We start from the raw sequence: 17,161 nt of genomic DNA, 5'->3' as shown, positions 1-17,161 counted from the left end.
CTGAAAGCATACCCTGTTATGCAAAAAGTTCTGCTGCCATTCGAATCAGATACTCCGTATCCTTCACACCTGCCGTCTCATACGGGGAATGCATGGCAAGCTGCGGCAGTCCGATATCCACTGTATTCATCGGAACCTGTGTATTAGATATATTTCCAAGTGTAGAACCACCTGCTATATCTGAACGATTCACAAATGTCTGGTATGGTACATCCGCCTTTGCACAAAGTTCTTTAAATTCAGCTGCTGAAACTGCATCTGTACAATATTTCTGATTTGCATTGTATTTGATCACAATTCCTTTATTCAGCACCGGTCGGTTCACCGGGTCTGCCTTGTCCGTATGATTCGGGTGCAGCGCATGCGCATTGTCTGCAGACACCATAAAGCTTCCTGCAAGTGTCATCAGATATTCTTCGTATGTTCTTCCAAGTCCCATATTTATTCGGAGAAGTGTGTCTTTAAGAAATGTGGATGCAGCTCCCTGCTTCGTTCCGCTGCCAACTTCCTCATTATCCATCACACAGTGAACTGTAATTGAATTCTGATGCTGTGACCGGAGAAGTCCCTCCATAGATGAAAATGCACACTGCAGATCATCCAGACGTGCGGAAGAAACAAATTCCTGATCTGCCCCCCATATCGTACCTGGCATACGATTATACAAAAACAGATCATGACTGAGTATATCTTCTTTTGGGATGCCGGTCTGTTCCGCAATTATTTCCAGCAGCGTTCTGTCTGTAGATCCTGCTGCAAACAATGGCAGCAGATCTTTCTGCGGATTATAGGAAAAGCCATTGTTGGCTTCCCGGTTCATATGAATGGCAAGATTCGGAATCATCACCAGATCACGCTCGACATTGACCAGTTTCTCTTCCAGCCCATCCCTGCCACGTATGATCACTCTTCCTGCAACGGACAACGGTCTGTCAAACCACGGTGCCATCAGCATACCACCATATTTTTCCACATTCAGTTTTACATAGCTGTTTTCTATTTTGATCTCCGGATTTTCTTTGATTTTAAATGCCGGTGAATCGCTGTGGCTTGCCATAATATGAAATTTCCACACTTCGGTTTGCGGTATACAGAATGCGATCAGTGCAGAATGATTTCTGGTTACCAGATATTTGCCTCCCGGAACCAGTTTCCAGTGTTCTTTTTCTGAAAGTTCCTCAAATCCCTGTTCTGTCAGTCTATTTTTCATTTCCTCCACTGCCTGAAATGCAGTTGGACTTTTTCTGATAAATTCCAATAGTTTTCTGGTTGTTTCTATGTACATCTGTAACGACTCCTTTGACTGGTATCCGGTTATATCCTGAATATTTCTCTGCAAAATACGTAAAAATAGTTCACTACGATTATACGGTATATTTTTTCGGATAGCAACGAAAAAGAGGCAGTTTGTCAAAAACCACCTCTTTTCCTTACCGGCAATGCCGTTCTTTATTCAACTTTACCCTCTCTTACAGGGCTTTGATCCTGCGGAGAGCTTCCTGTGTATTTTCATAGCTTCCGAATGCAGTCAGACGGAAGAATCCTTCTCCATGTGCACCAAATCCTGAACCCGGGGTTCCTACTACGTGTGCATTTTCAAGAAGATAATCAAAGAAATCCCATGAACTCATGTTATTCGGTGTTTTCAGCCAGATGTATGGAGCATTCACACCACCAGATACCGAATATCCAGCTTCTTTCAGGCCGTTGTAAATCGTATGGGCATTTCTCATATAGTAAGCAACCTGCTCTTTTAACTGTGCTTTTCCTTCCGGAGAATAAACAGCTTCGCCTGCGCGCTGTACGATATATGGGGCACCATTGAATTTGGTTCCATGTCTTCTTGCCCAGAGATCATGCAGTGCAACCCCTTCACGGACAAGGTCTTTCGGGACAACCGTGAATCCAAGACGAACACCTGTAAATCCTGCATTCTTGGAAAAGCTTCGAAGCTCGATTGCACAGGTTCGTGCACCCTCACACTCGTAAATGCTGTGCGGCACATCCTCTTCTGTGATATATGCTTCATAAGCGGCATCATAGATAATCACTGCACCGTTCTTGTTTGCGTAGTCTACCCACTCCTGAAGTTTGTCTTTTGTGATTGCTGCACCACTCGGGTTGTTCGGGAAGCACAGATAGATCAGATCCGGTGTCTCTGTCGGAAGTTCCGGAAGGAATCCATTCTCTTCCAGACAAGGCATGTAGATCACACCATCAAAGTTTTCATTTTTCTTGTTGTATTCTCCGGTGCGTCCTGCCATAACGTTGGTATCCACATATACCGGATATACCGGATCGCAGACAGCTACTTTATTTTCTGTACCAAAGATTTCCTGAATATTTCCTGAATCACTTTTTGCTCCGTCTGACACAAAAATCTCATCTGCACTGATCTGGCAGCCTCTTGCCTCGTAATCATTTTTTGCAATCGCACTTCTTAAAAATTCATATCCGAGATCCGGTGCATATCCGTGGAAAGTCTCGGCATTTGCCATTTCATCTACGGATTTATGAAGTGCATCAATGATCGCCGGAGCCAGCGGCTGCGTGACATCTCCGATTCCAAGACGTACGATCTGTACATCCGGATTTTCTGACTGATAAGCTGCTACCTTTTTTGCGATCGTGGAAAAAAGATAACTTCCCGGTAATTTCAGATAATTTTTATTTACTGTAACCATAATATTTGTTCTCCTCATCTCTATGCTGGCTGTTGCTGTTTACTCCGTTCTCTGCTGCCTGATCAGCATGCTTTCTTTACTGGTTCTTTCTTTTTTCCACTTCTTTTACAAGAGCCTCACGGACTGCGTCCGGGCTTGCCTTGCCTTTGAGTTCTCTCATCATCTTACCGACAAAGAATCCGAATACTTTTTCTTTGCCGCCAAGAAGTTCTGCGAGCGGTCCAGGGTTCTCATCCATGATCTTCTGTAAGGTATCGTTGAGAAGTCCTGTATCTTCTACGATCTTAAGACCGTGTTCTTCGATATAGGATACCGGTTCGATATCTTCGTCGAAAACTTTTTCGAAGACTTTCTTTGCATTCTGTGCACTGACTTCTTTTTTCTCCACCATCTGGATCAGATCTGCCAGATGCTTCGGTGTAAAGGAAACTTTTTCCACATCAAGTCCCTTGTCTTTTGTCAGTCGGAGAACCTCTCCCATAAACCAGTTCGCAGCCTTTTTAGGACTTCCGCAAAGATTTGCAACCTCTTCAAACAACATGGAAAGATGTCTGGACTCGGTAAGGATTCCTGCATCGTATGCCGGAAGTTCAAATTCTTCCTGATAACGAAGCTGCTTTTCTTCACGAAGCTCCGGCTGAGACTTACGTAATTCTTCGATCCATGCATCGGAAATATGGATCGGTGGAAGATCCGGGTCCGGGAAATAACGGTAATCTTTGGCATCCTCTTTGGAACGCATTGCGTGAGAAGATTCTTTGTTGTCATCCCAGCGGCGGGTCTCCTGGACAACAGCTCTGCCTTCTTCGATCAGCTCGATCTGACGTTCTCTCTCGCCTTCGATGGCTCTTGCGATCGCCTTGAAGGAGTTCAGGTTCTTCATCTCGGTTCTTGTTCCGAATGTCTCACTGCCGACTTCACGGACAGACAGGTTAACATCGGCACGCATGGAACCTTCCTGTAATTTACAGTCAGATACGCCGAGATACTGCATCATGCAGCGAAGTTTTTCGAGGTATGCGATAACTTCCTCAGAGCTTCTCATATCCGGCTCGGATACGATCTCGATCAGCGGTACACCGCTTCGGTTATAGTCTACCAGAGAGCAGTCTTCCCATTCATCATGGATCAGCTTTCCGGCATCTTCTTCCATATGCATTTCGTGGATACGGATTTTTTTCTTTCCGGCAGAAGTCTCAATCTCTACCCAGCCATCATGGCAGATTGGCAGATACAGCTGTGAAATCTGGTAGTTCTGAGGGTTATCCGGGTAAAAATAGTTCTTTCTATCGAATTTACAGTACTGGTTGATCTGGCAGTTTGCTGCAATGCCGGCTTTCAGTGCAAATTCTACGACCTTTTTGTTCAGTACCGGAAGAGATCCCGGCATACCTGTGCAGACCGGGCATGTATGTGTATTCGGAGCTCCTCCAAATTCCGTGGAGCATCCACAGAAAATTTTTGTTTTTGTTGCAAGTTCTACATGGACTTCAAGACCAATGACGGTTTCATACTGTTTCATGCCTCTGCACCTCCTCTCTCCGGTGTCGGGAATGCTCCCCTCGCCGCCTCATAAGCAGCCGCAGCACGGAGAATCTTGTGTTCTCCAAAGCAGTCACCGATCATCTGAATGCCAATCGGCATACCGGCTTTGTCCTGTCCACACGGAACGGTGATTCCTGGCAGTCCACAAAGGTTTACGGCAACCGTATAAATATCACCAAGGTACATTGCAAGCGGATCTTTCAGGCTTTCTCCGATCTTTGGTGCCGTATATGGAGCAGCCGGTGCAAGGATCACATCATATTTTGCAAATGCACGGTCAAATTCCTGTTTGATCAAAGCTTTTGTACGAAGTGCTTTCAGATAATACGCATCATAGTAGCCAGAACTTAATACAAAGGATCCCAGCATAATACGACGTTTAACCTCTTCGCCAAAAGCTTCTGTTCTGGTCTTTTTGTACATGTCATGAAGACCTTCATACTCTGCTGCACGATAACCGTATTTGACACCATCAAAACGTTCCAGGTTGGAGCTTGCCTCCGCACTGGCGATGATATAATAAGCAGGAATCATATATTCCATAGTCGCTACAGAAAAGAATTCTACAATTGCTCCCTGCTCTGTCAGTGTTTTCAGTGTATTCATAAAAGCATCTTTCACTTCCGGATCCAGACCTTTGGCAAGGAACTCTTTCGGCACACCAAACTTCATTCCGAGGAGTTTCTTTTCTTCGATGCTCTTTGAAAAATCAAGGTCTTTGCGATCAAGGGAAGTACTGTCTTTTGGATCATGTCCTGCGATCACTTCAAGCAGTGCCGCACAGTCCGCCACATCTTTTCCAACCGGTCCGATCTGATCCAGAGAGGAAGCATAGGCTACCAGTCCATAACGGGATACCGTTCCGTAAGTCGGTTTGATTCCGGTCACACCACAGAAAGAACTTGGCTGACGGATAGAACCGCCGGTATCAGAACCAAGTGCCAGAAAGGTTTCTCCTGCTGCTACTGCTGCGCAGGAACCGCCGGATGAGCCTCCCGGAACTCGCTCCAGATCCCACGGGTTCCTTGTCACGCCATAAGCAGAAGTTTCTGTGGTACTTCCCATGGCAAACTCGTCCATATTGGTCTTTCCGATCACGATCATTCCGGCTTTTTCCAGACGGTCGATGACTTCTGCGTTATACTGTGGTACAAAATTCTCAAGGATCCTGGACGCACATGTCGTCTTTTTGCCTTTGATACAAATGTTGTCTTTGACTGCGATCGGCACTCCGGCGAGTGGTCCGGTGTAGGTGCCGTCCATAATTCCTTTTTCGACTTCTTTTGCTCTTGCAAGGGCATCTTTTTTATAAAGATCAAGATATGCGTGTACTTTGCCCTCTTTTTTCTCTATCTGATCAAAAACTTCTTTGACACCGTCCGCTACTTTGACCTGACGCTGTCTGATCTTTTTTGACAGCTCCAGGGCTGTCATTGTCTGCAGTTCCATAATCTATTCTCCTCTATCTGGATTCTCTGTTCAGCTATCCAGTCTATCCGATGGTCTTTGGTACCTGATACTGTCCTTCTTTTGCCTTCGGCGCATTTGCAAGCATTGCTTCCTTATTGTCTCCATTTGTCACGACATCTTCACGGAATACATTTTCATCCCCAAAGATATGAGACAGTGGCTCCACACCATCCGTATCCAGCTCATCCAGTTTTTCTACATAATCCAGCATCTTCTGCATATCCTGTTTTGCTTTTTCCTTTGCTTCATCATCCAGCGAAAGCTTTGCGAGGATACATACATTTTCGATTGTTTCATCATCTATGATCTTTGCCATTTTTTATTTTCCTCCTCGTATCCTTACGGGATACCACCTATAAGCAGTTACGGTTCCAGTCTGTTCAGGTCTCTCGGGAACAGACATGCTTCACGGACATTCTCCTCACCAAGCAGCTGCATAGTCAGACGTTCCAAACCGATTCCCAGGCCTCCATGTGGCGGCATACCATGTTTGAAGGTATCCAGATACTGCTCCATTCCTTCTTCTTCCATGCCTCTTGCAGCAATCTTTGCTCTCAGCTGATCATAATCATGGATTCGCTGACCGCCTGTGGTGACTTCCAGGCCATGGAACAGAAGGTCAAAGCTGAGTGTAAATTTGTCATCCTGTGGATCATCCATCGCATAGAATGGACGTTTCTTGGACGGATAATGCGTAACAAATACAAAGTCCGCATCATATTCTTCTTTGAAATATCTTCCGATCAGTGCCTCTTCTTCCGGTTCCAGATCATATGGGTTACGGATCTTTCGGTTATATTTCTCGGAAACCAGTTCCTTGGCTTTGTCAAAACGTACTGCCGGAATCTGGTCTACTTTTGGAAGGTCGATTTTGAGAATCTGAAGTTCCTTTGCATAGTCTTTCTTCAGAAGTTCCATCGCATACTGGAGAAATCCTGTTTCCATTCCCATGATATCTTCAAAGCCATTGATATATCCCATTTCAAAATCCAGGCTGGTATATTCATTTAAGTGTCTCTTTGTGTTATGTTTCTCAGCACGGAACACCGGTCCTGTCTCAAATACTCTGTCAAACACACCGACCATCATCTGTTTGTAAAACTGTGGGCTCTGTGCCAGAACAGCCGGTTTATGGAAATAGCTGAACTTGAACAGGTTTGCACCACCCTCAGCGCCTCTCGCTCCGATCTTCGGTGTATGGATTTCAGTAAATCCCTGCTCATAAAGGAAATCACGAAATGCACGCGTCAGTGCTTCCTGAATCTTGAATTTGGATCGTTCCTGGATATTACGGAGTGCGATCGGGCGTAAATTCAGTTTTGCCTCCAGAGAAGTATTTAATTTCCATTTATCAATTGCCAGTGGCATTGGCTCTGCCGGTGCAGAAAGGATTTCCACTTCTCTTACTCTGATCTCTCTTCCATGCGGAGCACGTTCCTCTTCATTCAGGATTCCTTTTACCCGAAGAGTCATTGCTTCTTTCAGGTCATGGACGGAAAGATTTGCTTTTTCATTCTCAACTACAGTCTGAAAAAGTCCTTCTCTTCTTCTCAGGATCACAAAAGCCACATCGCCCATATTACGGATGCTGTGAACGGCTCCTTCCAGAACTACTTCCTGATTTAAAAGGGAATTACCAAGCAGATCATCCCATCCGGTTACTTCTTTTTTGATAATACCGTTCATAAACTCCATTTCCTCATCCTCCATATATCTAGTCTTTTTATTTTGTGAAGCCCAGATCACACGACCTGAGCCTTACTTATCTGTTTCTGTATAAAACTGTTAATTCTCATACAACAGCATCAGCAGCATCTGTGCTGTCTCAACCATATTGGTCCCGGAATCCATACTTGATTTCTGGATGTACCGGTAAGCATCCTCTTCACTCAGATGATTTCGCTGCATCAGCATCATCTTTGCATTGGAAATATAATTCTGTTCTTTTTCGGAACGAAGTTTTGGTTTCTTTTTTTCCTTCCGCCGTTTTCGTTCCTGCTGCATGAGGATCATATTTACCGTATTGACCAGATCACTGGCCCTCATCGGCATCTCTACCGACAAGATTGACGGCGGGACCTCACTGATCACTCTTGCAGATGCCAGAAGCAGCATCTCGAACTCACGCGGCATGCACTCCGCCAGATCCATATAATTCATATCCGGCAAACGGGGACCGCAGATCAATACACCACTTCCAAGTTCTGAAGCGTTAGAAAGAGCATTCGATGCTGTACTGCATACAGAGGCTACCACAAATCCGTGGCGTTCCAGAACGCTGCGGATTTTTCTGGCATCTTCTATTTTCGGTAATGCAATGACAATGCTGCTCATACCAGTGTCTCTCCTCTTCCCTCGTTTCTCTTACATTTCCTGTATCATACTTACAGACGGTACAGATATTCCGCGATTTCCCAGTCAGTTACCTGTCTGGTATATCTCAGCCATTCATTTTTCTTGGCCGCTACATACTGACTGCAGAATTCCTCTCCAAGTACTTCTTTTACCCAGTTACTGGATTCAAAATAATCAATTGCCTCTTTCAGTGTTGACGGAAGGTGTTCTGTCCGCTGATCCTGTGTTGCACAGTTTGATGATTTTGTCGGCGTAATCTTATTTTTGATTCCATCCAGCCCTGCTGCCAGGCAGACTGCCAGGACAACATATGGGTTAGCTGATGTATCAGGGCTTCGAAGTTCCACTCTGATTCCTTCCCCTCTGGTTACCGGAATACGAACAAGTGAATTCTGATTGTTTTCTGTCCAGGTCAGTTCCGTTGGCGCATCATAACCCGGAACAAGACGTTTGTATGAATTAACGATCGGATTGGTGATCAGTGCCATTTCCTTGCTGTGTGCAAGCAATCCACCAATGAAATAATATGCATCCTGACTGAGTTCTCCCGGATTCTCCTGGCTTTCAAATACATTCTTTCCATCTTTGATCAATGAAAACTGAATGTGCATTCCAGAACCATTTACTTCTGCCTTCGGTTTCGGCATAAATGTCGCATGAAGACCGTGTCTCTTGGCAACAATACGGACTGCCATCTTGAATGTAGTGATACAGTCTGCGATCTTACGGATCTCACCATAGCGGAAGTCAATCTCATGCTGTGCCGGTGCTGCCTCATGATGAGAAGATTCTACTTCCATTCCCATATCTTCCAGTGTCAGCACCATATCTCTGCGGGCATTTTCTCCAAGATCCAGCGGACTGATATCCAAATAACCGGCCTGCTCATGTGTCACTGTTGTCGGATTTCCATTGTCATCTGTGTGGAACAGGAAGAACTCACATTCCGGATCGATATAACAGGTATACCCTTCCTCCTGTGCTTTGCCTGCAACATTTTCCAGGATATATCTCGGACTGTTTTTATAAGGTGTTCCGTCCGGGAAATACAGGTCACAGATCATTCGTGCCACTTTTCCCTGCTGTGGACGCCACGGCAGGATTGCAAAAGTATCCAGTACCGGTCTGAGATACAGGTCGGCATCCTTTAATCCAGAAGTACCTGCAATCTGCTCTCCATCGATCACACACTGATTATTCAGTGCCCGGGGAAGTTCCCGAGCGGTTACAGCGATATTTTTGATTGCCCCGAACATATCGGTAAACTGAAGGCGGATAAACTCTACGTCTTCGTCCTCCACCATCTGCAAAATTTCCTCTCTGGTATAATTCCCCATAATCTTCTCTCCTTATGATAAAAATATCTTCTATTATAATTTGTAATTCAAAAACAAATGTTATAGGAACACTGCCAAATAATTTCCTATAACGTAAAAAAGGGGCGCACTTTCGGAGGGTTACCCTCCAAAAGAACGCCCTTGTTCATGCAGGTATTATAGCAATCCATATGGTCTTTGTCAACTTTTTTTTCGCCTTGCGGCTTTCTTTATCTGCTTACAGATTCTGCGCATCCAGCGGCTTTCCTCTTCTGTCACAGGATCGTTCCCATAGTTCGCATTCAGGACCAGACAACAAAGCAGCTCTCCGTCCTGTGCAGTCACTTCCGGGCATATCTTACAGATCTGTTCGACGACACTTCCATCTGCCACTATGCAGTCCTCGGGCATTCCTTTTCTGTACAGATTTCGACACAGATCACGATAGACAGCACGTATCTGTCCTGCCGGATCTTCTCCGATGCCATAGCGTTCTCTTCGCACTGCGCATATCTTTACAAAGGTTCCTGCCAGTACAAGGCATCCGCACAAGATACCCGCAATTTTAAGAAAGAGTGCAATGTTCCCGGTAAACCAGCCCGCAATCTGCACAACCAGTCCTTCTTCCCTTTCTTTTACTTTCTCAGCCCCGTTCGCCTGTTCATCCGGTACTTCCGCATTCTGGTCCTTCGCTTCCGTCTGGTCCACAAACTCTGTTTCCATACCCGGTGTCACTTCCACTGGTGTCCATCCGAGAAACGGCTGATAGATTTCCACCCAGGTATGTGCATTGTCATCTTCCAGTACGGCTGAATACATGCCGTCTGCATCCTCTGTAAAAAGCTCCTGCGGTGCCACATAGCCGGTCACATACCGTGCCGGTACTCCAAAAATCCGAAACATCATCGTCGCAGCGGCTGCAAAATGCATACTGTAGCCTTCTTTTGTTTCATAAAGAAAATTCTCTACGAAGTCCTGTCCGTCTTTCAGTTTTTCCACATCTGTCTCATAACTGCACGTACTGAGAAGTCTCTTTACCACATACTGCCGGATCTCCTCATATCTGTCTGCAACTGCCCAATCCGGCATCTCCGCATTCATCTCCGACTCATTCCAGCCATTCTGCTCTGCTGCCTCTGCACATTCCTTTTTGAGCTTTTCGAGTCCTTTTTCCGGTATCTGCATATCATAAACACTGCAGTAATCACGGTAGGCCCGCTCTGTTTCATTGAGCGTTCCGGAAGTATCTTTCCCATCCCGGAAACTCTCCATTGCCTCTTTGTAACTGCTTCGCCAGTAACAGGAAAAGATGTCATCCTGCCGACTCTGTCCTTCTACGGAGCCATCCCCGGCATCCACGATATATCCGTCATTCAAAAATGCTTCATACGGCACATAAGTATAGTTTGTGTTGGCATTTATATTCTCCACTGTGATCTGATTGGCTGTACTGCAAAGGCTTTCGGTGTTCTGCTCATCCGTGGACTGATTCTCATAATACATCATCCGCAGAAACGGAAGATTCTGCACATAACGAGAAGAATCATCCTCTGTCTTCCAGGTCGCTGCCGCATTACGGAAATTCTCTTCCACCCCCGGCTCAAAGCTGCTGCCTGTATAAGTCTCTCCAATATAGCCTTTAAGATACACCGTCTCCTGCGGCATCTGCTGACTGGTCACTCTGAGTGCATCCATTCCGGTAAAGAACACACCGTCTGTCGCACCAAGTTCCCCGTTTTCCACTCCACCGGCAACACCTTCCACCGAAAGCTTTAGATTTCCACTGGATATTGCCGGAAGAATTCTTCCCAGAGACTGCAGCATACGATTCTGAATCCTGGTCGTTGTCCTCGTTATCGTCGGAATTTCTTTTTTTGCCAGCGGTACGGCGATTCCATATGCCGGAATTGATACGATCACTGCAAGCAGTATCGCTGTCATCGCTGCCTTCCATCCCGGAAGTTGACTGCGTCCCGCCGTAAACAACAACAGAACACACAGTGTCAGAAGATACATCCACAGATTACCCGGTCTGCCACCGGAAAGCAGCATCAGTGCTGCCACCGGAAACAGAACTGACAGAACAAGAAGCCAGTTTTTCTTTTGAACGCTTCCTGCTCCCAACACCCCTGTAACCGGAAACAAAACGGTCAGAAAAAATACTGGTATCTCATAACTTCCACTCACCTGAAATAACTGCATATTCCCACCGTATCTCTGATTGATCCGGTTCATCACAAAATCTGCTGTCTGATAAAATCCACCGGTAATCTGACTCTGCAATACAAAACAGACCACTGTATAAACGATCAGAACTGCCAGTATCAGATAGATTCTTCTGGAATCCAGTCTTTTATCCATATAAAACCAGCACCAGAACAGACAGAACACCAAAATGCCCGGAAACAGCATCCAGAGTCCGTCATCCTGTACTGAAAATGCAGCAAGTACACTCCCTGTCAGGATCAGTACAGACACCGTCAGCACCAGCCATGACAGACCTTTGTCTCGGATTTCTGACTGCCGGCGTGCCGGATCCGGCTGGTATCCTGAATCAAGAAGAAGTACTTCTGCCTTATTCTGTTTTCCGTGCGTTTCTTTTTTTCTCATATCGTTCCTTTACTCTCCGGAAAATCTTGCCGGATCTGTCCATCCATTCCGATGCGAATCGCATATTCCTCTGATATCGCTCCTGTTTCTGCAGTTCCCTGACAGATTCCAAGAATGCCTTCCAGTGCCTGCCCAAATCCTTCCCTGTCCGTCACCTGTATCCTAAGGGCATCTTTTCTCCCTTTTTCAAACCATACATATTCAAAATCCTGCTGTTTTTCCAACAGGTAATTTCCCAGCGAAGCTGCCTGATCCAGAAAGGCATCCATCTGATCTGCTCCAGGTTCTTTTCCTTCATTTGAAGTATCCAGAAATACACAGAGCATGCTGCCTTCCGGCATACTGAATTCTCTGACCATAAGTTCATCTTCCTTGGCACTCAGTTTCCAGTGAATGTTCTTGAGCATGTCTCCCTGATGATAAACTCTTGTATCAAAAATTTCCTGACTGTCCGTTCCCACAGCCGCTGTCACCGCTTCCTGCTCCGTCTCCTTTGTGCTTTTTAAATCTGTAAGTGCTTCTGCATCAATCTCCTGTATCTTCGGAAGTACTGAAATGGTTCTTGCAAGTTTCGGAATACGGATCTTTGCAGAAAAAAGTCCAAGATAGTCAAAGACCCGCATCTCCACTACACGAATCCGGACAAATCCACAGTGCACCGGTTCAAGAAAAATCTGCCAGGAATCCCTGCTCTTTCTGTCTGCTCCACTGTGACGGACGATTCTGCCGACACCACTGACCTCCAGCGTGATCCGAATATCTCCGACCGGAAATATACTCTGGTTTTCTATATGAAGAAAAAATCGCCCCTGCTCACCTCTGATGATCGCCGTTCGTTCTGTCTCTGCCTGCACCTGGATCCTTTTTGCCGTATCATGTACTCCAATTGCCATGCAAAAAGCAAACAAAACTGCACCGATCAACAGAAAATATGCAAAGCTGTTTCTTCCTGACACTGCTACCCACAAAGTGATCAGAAGAAACAGGAGATACAAAATCTTACTTTTCATACTTTTCGCTCCGGTCTTGGCTGCCTGACAGATTTCAGTATCTCTTCAATGATCTGTCCTGCACTTCCCTGCTCCATTCTGGCTCTCGCGCTGCATTTGAGGCGATGTGTCGCCACCGCCGGAAATACCTGGGTCACATCCTGTGGAAGAACGAAATTTCTGCCTTCCATATAGGCATTTGCTTTTGCCATCCTGGTCACTGCGATCGCACCACGGGTGCTTAATCCCAGCGAGACTAGTTCATGGGAGCGGGTCGCATTTACCAGTTCTACAATATATTGGCAGACCGTTTCGTGGATAAAAATATGCTCCACCTCGCTCTGCATTTGTTCCAGTTCTCCGGCGTTCACAACCGGAATGACACTTTTCAGCGTACCGGTGCCGGACTGTCTCATCAGGATCTCCACTTCATCTCTCACATCCGGATATCCCATCTTGATACAGATCATAAAACGGTCCAGCTGGGATTCCGGCAATTTCTGTGTTCCGGCAGATCCGATTGGGTTCTCTGTGGCAATTACCACAAACGGGGATGGAACTTCTCTGGTCACACCATCTACCGTAACTGTCCCTTCTTCCATAACTTCCAGAAGCGCCGACTGCGTCTTTGCTGATGTTCGGTTGATCTCATCAGCCAGAAACAGATTACACATCACTGCTCCCGGCTGATAGGCAAATGCTTCTTTTTCTTTTATGTACATGGAAAAACCGGTGATATCCGACGGAAGGACATCCGGTGTAAACTGCACACGGTTCTGTGTCAGGTTCATTGCTCTTGCAAAAGCAAGTGCCATGGAAGTCTTACCGATTCCCGGAATATCCTCGATCAGAATATGCCCTCCTGCCAGAATCGCTGTCATCACCTGTCGGATGCAGTTATCCTTACCAAAGATCACTTTCCGGACTTCTTTCATGATCTCTTCTGTTTTTTTATTTTCCATTCTTCGATTCCTCCTGTCTCTCCGATATTCCAGTTCACGCTGTCTTTTCAGACAACTCACCGTTATTTATTTTTCCTTTTATCATGGTGTCTTTTTATAAAAATCAGTAAAATGATCACACCCTCCGCCACTGCCACACCTGCCATCATAAACAGAAACCATGGCCAGACATCTACCACTCGCTTCGCCATCGCCGCCGGCTGGATCTGGGAAACCGTTTTTGTCTTTTCCTCACCGGTATATGGTACGCGGTGTCCCCGCACAAGGAGACGATGCGTATTGACAGCATACGGCGTACAGGTAACCAGGGTCACATAGTCTTTTCCTTTGACGATATCCAGATCAGACGTGTCATCCGGGTCAACGACTTTGATCTGATCCACCTCATACGCGAGCACTTCATCCAGCACATGAATATAAAACTGGTCTTTGAGTTCCATCTTATCCATATCGGTAAAGAGTTTCGCATCCGGAAGTCCCCTGTGTCCGGTCAGCACACAGTGTGTACTCTCCCCGCCAAGCGGGAACGAAGTTTCCGGTATGTAACCAACCCCTTTTGCCAGAACATCCTGCGACGTCCCATTATATATAGGAAGATTCACATTGATCACCGGCACGGTCAGATAACCGATCACCTCACCGACCCCCAGCATATCCACATGGCTTACAGAAGTCTGCTCTTCTTCTCCGGTCTGATCCTGTGCCACGGCATTTCCAAGCTGTTCATTGTACTGCTTCATGGACTCTTTGACCGCATCGATCTTTTCTTCGTCCATATCCTGGATCTCATCCTGATAATTTGTGATTGCCTCTGACGCATGCTTCTGTGCCAGAATGTTGCTGACTGTCGGATACAGTGCCAGTCCAATCCCGGCAACGATCAGAATTACACTGAACAGCGTCAGCAGTCTCGGTTTCTTCATAACCTGTGTTTCCTTTCCATATGATGATTCTCTCTTATCTGTCTCATGTGAAGCGGCCTGCTGTATTCTTCAGACAGTTTCATATAAGGCAAATAAGACACACCCACACTCTGCCTTGCGGCAGAGTGACGAGTCTGTCCTAGAGCATTTATTCCAAAGGAGTAGTCATGGTAGCATATTCAGGAATAGTTCTCTCTGTTGTTTTGTCATTTCGCACTTCTTATTTTGCGGTTTTCTTTCTGGATGCACCGATGATCAGTACGCCTGCAAATACAAGTGCGATACCAAGAACTGTGATGGTGATGGTTCCCATACCACCGGTTACTGGAAGAGTAAATCCTTTTTTGTTGACGATGGTCTGCTCACCTGTAAACTCAAGTCCTTTATGAGATGCATCTTGATCATATGTAAATGTTGTGCTGGTCTTCTCGCATTTCACCAGATGCCAAACTCCATCTGCATCCTTTGTAAACTCAGAGCTTGTTGTCCATGTTGTTGCATACTGTACATTTAATTCTTTGATCTCTACCGGTTTTGTAAGAAGATTATATCCTTCCGGTGCTTTTGTTTCGATTACATAATAGTATCCAGCTTCCAGTTTGTCAGCTTCAAAAGTTGCTGTCTTTGCATCCTTCCATTCTTTGATTAAAGTACCTTTTTTAATTTCTGTTTCTGAAGTCAGGCCTTCCGCATCACATTTATACAATACGAAATCGGCACCAATCAGAGGAGTTCCATCTTTGTCTGTTTTCTTGATCGTAAATTTGAATGTATAAACAACTGCTTTGTCTTCAATATATGCATGATCCTGATCTTTTCCTGAATTTGGCTCATCTGCAGCAGTCGGATAAATTCCGTTTGAATAATCCAGTTTTACTGTGTTTGGATTACCGTCAACTGTTGAAATGGCGTCATCTTTTAATGTTGCTTTATAATATACGTAGATGTTCTGATTTGCGTAGTTTGTTGCAAAAGCATCTGTTACTCTGTCTGTAGCTGCGTTAATAAAATCTAAAACAAATCCATCGCCAGTTGCTGTAATTGTATAATCTGTATCTTTTGTCAGATTTGCAATTTCCTGTGTACATGCCTCATCACTATACAGTTTTACAGTATCTACATCATCTTTAATATGCTCTGGTGTATCTGTAATTTTGAATGTATTAAGTTTTGCAATATTTCCCGGTACAGATACTTTTACACGATATTCAATTTCTTTACCTGCGGCTGTATCTGCATCATCCTGCCAGGTATTATTCTCTTTTACTTTCTTTTCAAGGTCAGGTCTTTCGTTCTTTACGGTAATAATTGCAGATTTTTTATTATCTGCTTCTCCATCTTTTACATAAGACAGATAATTTCCAGAATTTGCAGCCGGCTTTGTAATTTCACCATTATTTGCAATATCAAATTCATATGCAATGGTTCCATCCATAATATAACCATAATCTGCACTTACCTCAAAAAGTCTGTAAGAACCATTTCCAAGACCGGAAATAGCGGCACCCTGTCCAAACTGTGTAGCATCTCCCAAGCTCGCAACTTCATAATTGTATGCTTTTGTTGTGTCATTATAGCTCACATATTTCCAGGTATTGTCACTGGCTTTTTTCTGAAGCACGAATTTTGCATTTGCCGAAATATCCGCGCCGGCTGCATTGACCTTCTTAATGGTAACACCGGCTTCTGTTTTTACGTTTTTCGGATATACGGTTACATCGTAGATCCATTTTGTGCCCGCATCTGTTTTCTTATTCGTCATCGGAACAGAAACAACAAATTCTGCAGGTGTAGATGAGATATTTGCAGGTGTTTTGGTTTCTTTCACGTAGTAATATCCAAGTTCCAGTGTATTTCCGGCATCACTTTTTCCAAAAACAGCTTTGCCAGTTGAATCTGTAGTCTGAACAGCATCTGCAGGTTTATCTCCAACGAATCCTTTTGCAGTTGCCACATCCGTATCTTTGACACCAGTTACGTCAAATTTCTGATCTGTTTTTCCATCAATAGTCACATTTCCATCAATGTCTGCAACTCTCCAGATTGAGAACTCAGCACCTTCCAGGGCAGTTGCACCGGCAGGAATCCCCTCTGTCTCTCCGGTTCCCTCTGTAAGCCCATCTGGCTGAGTGTTTTTGAAATAATATTTGTACAGTGTCAGGGAACCTTTCTTAGTGTAATCAATCGTTGCAGTTGGCACTGGTTCTGTTGCATCTGCTGCAAATGCAGTTGCTGACATACTGCCCAGCATCATTGCGCCGGCAAGGAGTCCGGCAAGGAGTTTCTTAAATTTCTTCATACCCGTTT

At 45.1% G+C, this 17,161-nt stretch carries 13 protein-coding genes; all 13 read right to left on the bottom strand.

From position 1 onward, the window contains the following. Positions 1-16: 16 nt before the first annotated feature. Positions 17-1,285, bottom strand: coding sequence for a M18 family aminopeptidase (locus tag KQI91_RS13985; protein ID WP_216393384.1), 1,269 nt, complete (start codon positions 1,283-1,285; stop codon positions 17-19). 184 nt (positions 1,286-1,469) lie between these two features. Further along, positions 1,470-2,684 (bottom strand): LL-diaminopimelate aminotransferase, encoded by a 1,215-nt coding sequence (locus KQI91_RS13980; RefSeq protein ID WP_216393383.1) that lies wholly within the window; start codon positions 2,682-2,684, stop codon positions 1,470-1,472. A 76-nt stretch (positions 2,685-2,760) separates the two neighbouring features. Continuing rightward, on the bottom strand, positions 2,761-4,206 hold the full coding sequence (gene gatB, locus KQI91_RS13975) for an Asp-tRNA(Asn)/Glu-tRNA(Gln) amidotransferase subunit GatB (protein ID WP_216393382.1): 1,446 nt from the start codon (positions 4,204-4,206) through the stop codon (positions 2,761-2,763). Beyond that, complete coding sequence (gene gatA, locus KQI91_RS13970; RefSeq protein WP_216393381.1) at positions 4,203-5,678, bottom strand: Asp-tRNA(Asn)/Glu-tRNA(Gln) amidotransferase subunit GatA; 1,476 nt, start codon at positions 5,676-5,678, stop codon at positions 4,203-4,205. Before gatA ends, gatB begins: the two co-directional genes overlap by 4 nt. Positions 5,679-5,721: 43 nt before the next feature. Continuing rightward, positions 5,722-6,015 carry an Asp-tRNA(Asn)/Glu-tRNA(Gln) amidotransferase subunit GatC gene (gene gatC, locus KQI91_RS13965; RefSeq protein WP_216393380.1) on the bottom strand — a complete coding sequence of 98 codons (294 nt, stop codon included), beginning with the start codon at positions 6,013-6,015 and terminating at the stop codon, positions 5,722-5,724. 47 nt (positions 6,016-6,062) lie between these two features. After that, the gene (gene aspS / locus KQI91_RS13960) at positions 6,063-7,394 is read right to left on the bottom strand and encodes an aspartate--tRNA(Asn) ligase (RefSeq protein ID WP_216393379.1); all 1,332 of its coding nucleotides are present in this window, start codon (positions 7,392-7,394) and stop codon (positions 6,063-6,065) included. Between the two features lie 90 nt (positions 7,395-7,484). Beyond that, on the bottom strand, positions 7,485-8,033 hold the full coding sequence (locus KQI91_RS13955; protein WP_216393378.1) for an ANTAR domain-containing response regulator: 549 nt from the start codon (positions 8,031-8,033) through the stop codon (positions 7,485-7,487). 50 nt (positions 8,034-8,083) lie between these two features. Continuing rightward, positions 8,084-9,391 carry a type I glutamate--ammonia ligase gene (gene glnA, locus KQI91_RS13950; RefSeq protein WP_216393377.1) on the bottom strand — a complete coding sequence of 436 codons (1,308 nt, stop codon included), beginning with the start codon at positions 9,389-9,391 and terminating at the stop codon, positions 8,084-8,086. A gap of 180 nt (positions 9,392-9,571) precedes the next feature. After that, positions 9,572-11,980, bottom strand: a complete 2,409-nt coding sequence (locus tag KQI91_RS13945) for a transglutaminase domain-containing protein (protein WP_216393376.1) — start codon at positions 11,978-11,980, stop codon at positions 9,572-9,574. Further along, entirely contained in the window at positions 11,977-12,990 is a 1,014-nt protein-coding gene (locus KQI91_RS13940) for a DUF58 domain-containing protein (RefSeq protein ID WP_216393375.1), read from the bottom strand. Before KQI91_RS13940 ends, KQI91_RS13945 begins: the two co-directional genes overlap by 4 nt. Further along, positions 12,987-13,931, bottom strand: coding sequence for an AAA family ATPase (locus KQI91_RS13935; RefSeq protein ID WP_216393374.1), 945 nt, complete (start codon positions 13,929-13,931; stop codon positions 12,987-12,989). Before KQI91_RS13935 ends, KQI91_RS13940 begins: the two co-directional genes overlap by 4 nt. Before the next feature lie 62 nt (positions 13,932-13,993). Beyond that, positions 13,994-14,854 (bottom strand): class C sortase, encoded by an 861-nt coding sequence (locus tag KQI91_RS13930; protein ID WP_216393373.1) that lies wholly within the window; start codon positions 14,852-14,854, stop codon positions 13,994-13,996. A 220-nt stretch (positions 14,855-15,074) separates the two neighbouring features. Next, a complete protein-coding gene (locus tag KQI91_RS13925; protein WP_216393372.1) occupies positions 15,075-17,153 on the bottom strand; it encodes a SpaH/EbpB family LPXTG-anchored major pilin in 2,079 nt (692 codons plus the stop codon). Between the last annotated feature and the right edge of the window lie 8 nt (positions 17,154-17,161).

This window comes from Blautia sp. MSJ-19, assembly GCF_018918125.1.
Lineage (GTDB): Bacteria > Bacillota > Clostridia > Lachnospirales > Lachnospiraceae > Blautia_A.
Note: the sequence above shows the minus strand (reverse complement) of the source record. Positions and strands in the feature narration are given on the sequence as shown.

Excerpts from the sequence above, each read along its gene's own strand:
- KQI91_RS13945 (WP_216393376.1), bottom strand. The coding sequence starts at position 11,980 with ATGAGAAAAAAAGAAACGCACGGAAAACAGAATAAGGCAGAAGTACTT.
- KQI91_RS13940 (WP_216393375.1), bottom strand. The coding sequence starts at position 12,990 with ATGAAAAGTAAGATTTTGTATCTCCTGTTTCTTCTGATCACTTTGTGG.
- KQI91_RS13955 (WP_216393378.1), bottom strand. The coding sequence starts at position 8,033 with ATGAGCAGCATTGTCATTGCATTACCGAAAATAGAAGATGCCAGAAAA.
- glnA (WP_216393377.1), bottom strand. The coding sequence starts at position 9,391 with ATGGGGAATTATACCAGAGAGGAAATTTTGCAGATGGTGGAGGACGAA.
- KQI91_RS13985 (WP_216393384.1), bottom strand. The coding sequence starts at position 1,285 with ATGTACATAGAAACAACCAGAAAACTATTGGAATTTATCAGAAAAAGT.
- KQI91_RS13935 (WP_216393374.1), bottom strand. The coding sequence starts at position 13,931 with ATGGAAAATAAAAAAACAGAAGAGATCATGAAAGAAGTCCGGAAAGTG.
- KQI91_RS13925 (WP_216393372.1), bottom strand. The coding sequence starts at position 17,153 with ATGAAGAAATTTAAGAAACTCCTTGCCGGACTCCTTGCCGGCGCAATG.
- KQI91_RS13980 (WP_216393383.1), bottom strand. The coding sequence starts at position 2,684 with ATGGTTACAGTAAATAAAAATTATCTGAAATTACCGGGAAGTTATCTT.
- gatA (WP_216393381.1), bottom strand. The coding sequence starts at position 5,678 with ATGGAACTGCAGACAATGACAGCCCTGGAGCTGTCAAAAAAGATCAGA.
- aspS (WP_216393379.1), bottom strand. The coding sequence starts at position 7,394 with ATGGAGTTTATGAACGGTATTATCAAAAAAGAAGTAACCGGATGGGAT.
- KQI91_RS13930 (WP_216393373.1), bottom strand. The coding sequence starts at position 14,854 with ATGAAGAAACCGAGACTGCTGACGCTGTTCAGTGTAATTCTGATCGTT.
- gatB (WP_216393382.1), bottom strand. The coding sequence starts at position 4,206 with ATGAAACAGTATGAAACCGTCATTGGTCTTGAAGTCCATGTAGAACTT.
- gatC (WP_216393380.1), bottom strand. The coding sequence starts at position 6,015 with ATGGCAAAGATCATAGATGATGAAACAATCGAAAATGTATGTATCCTC.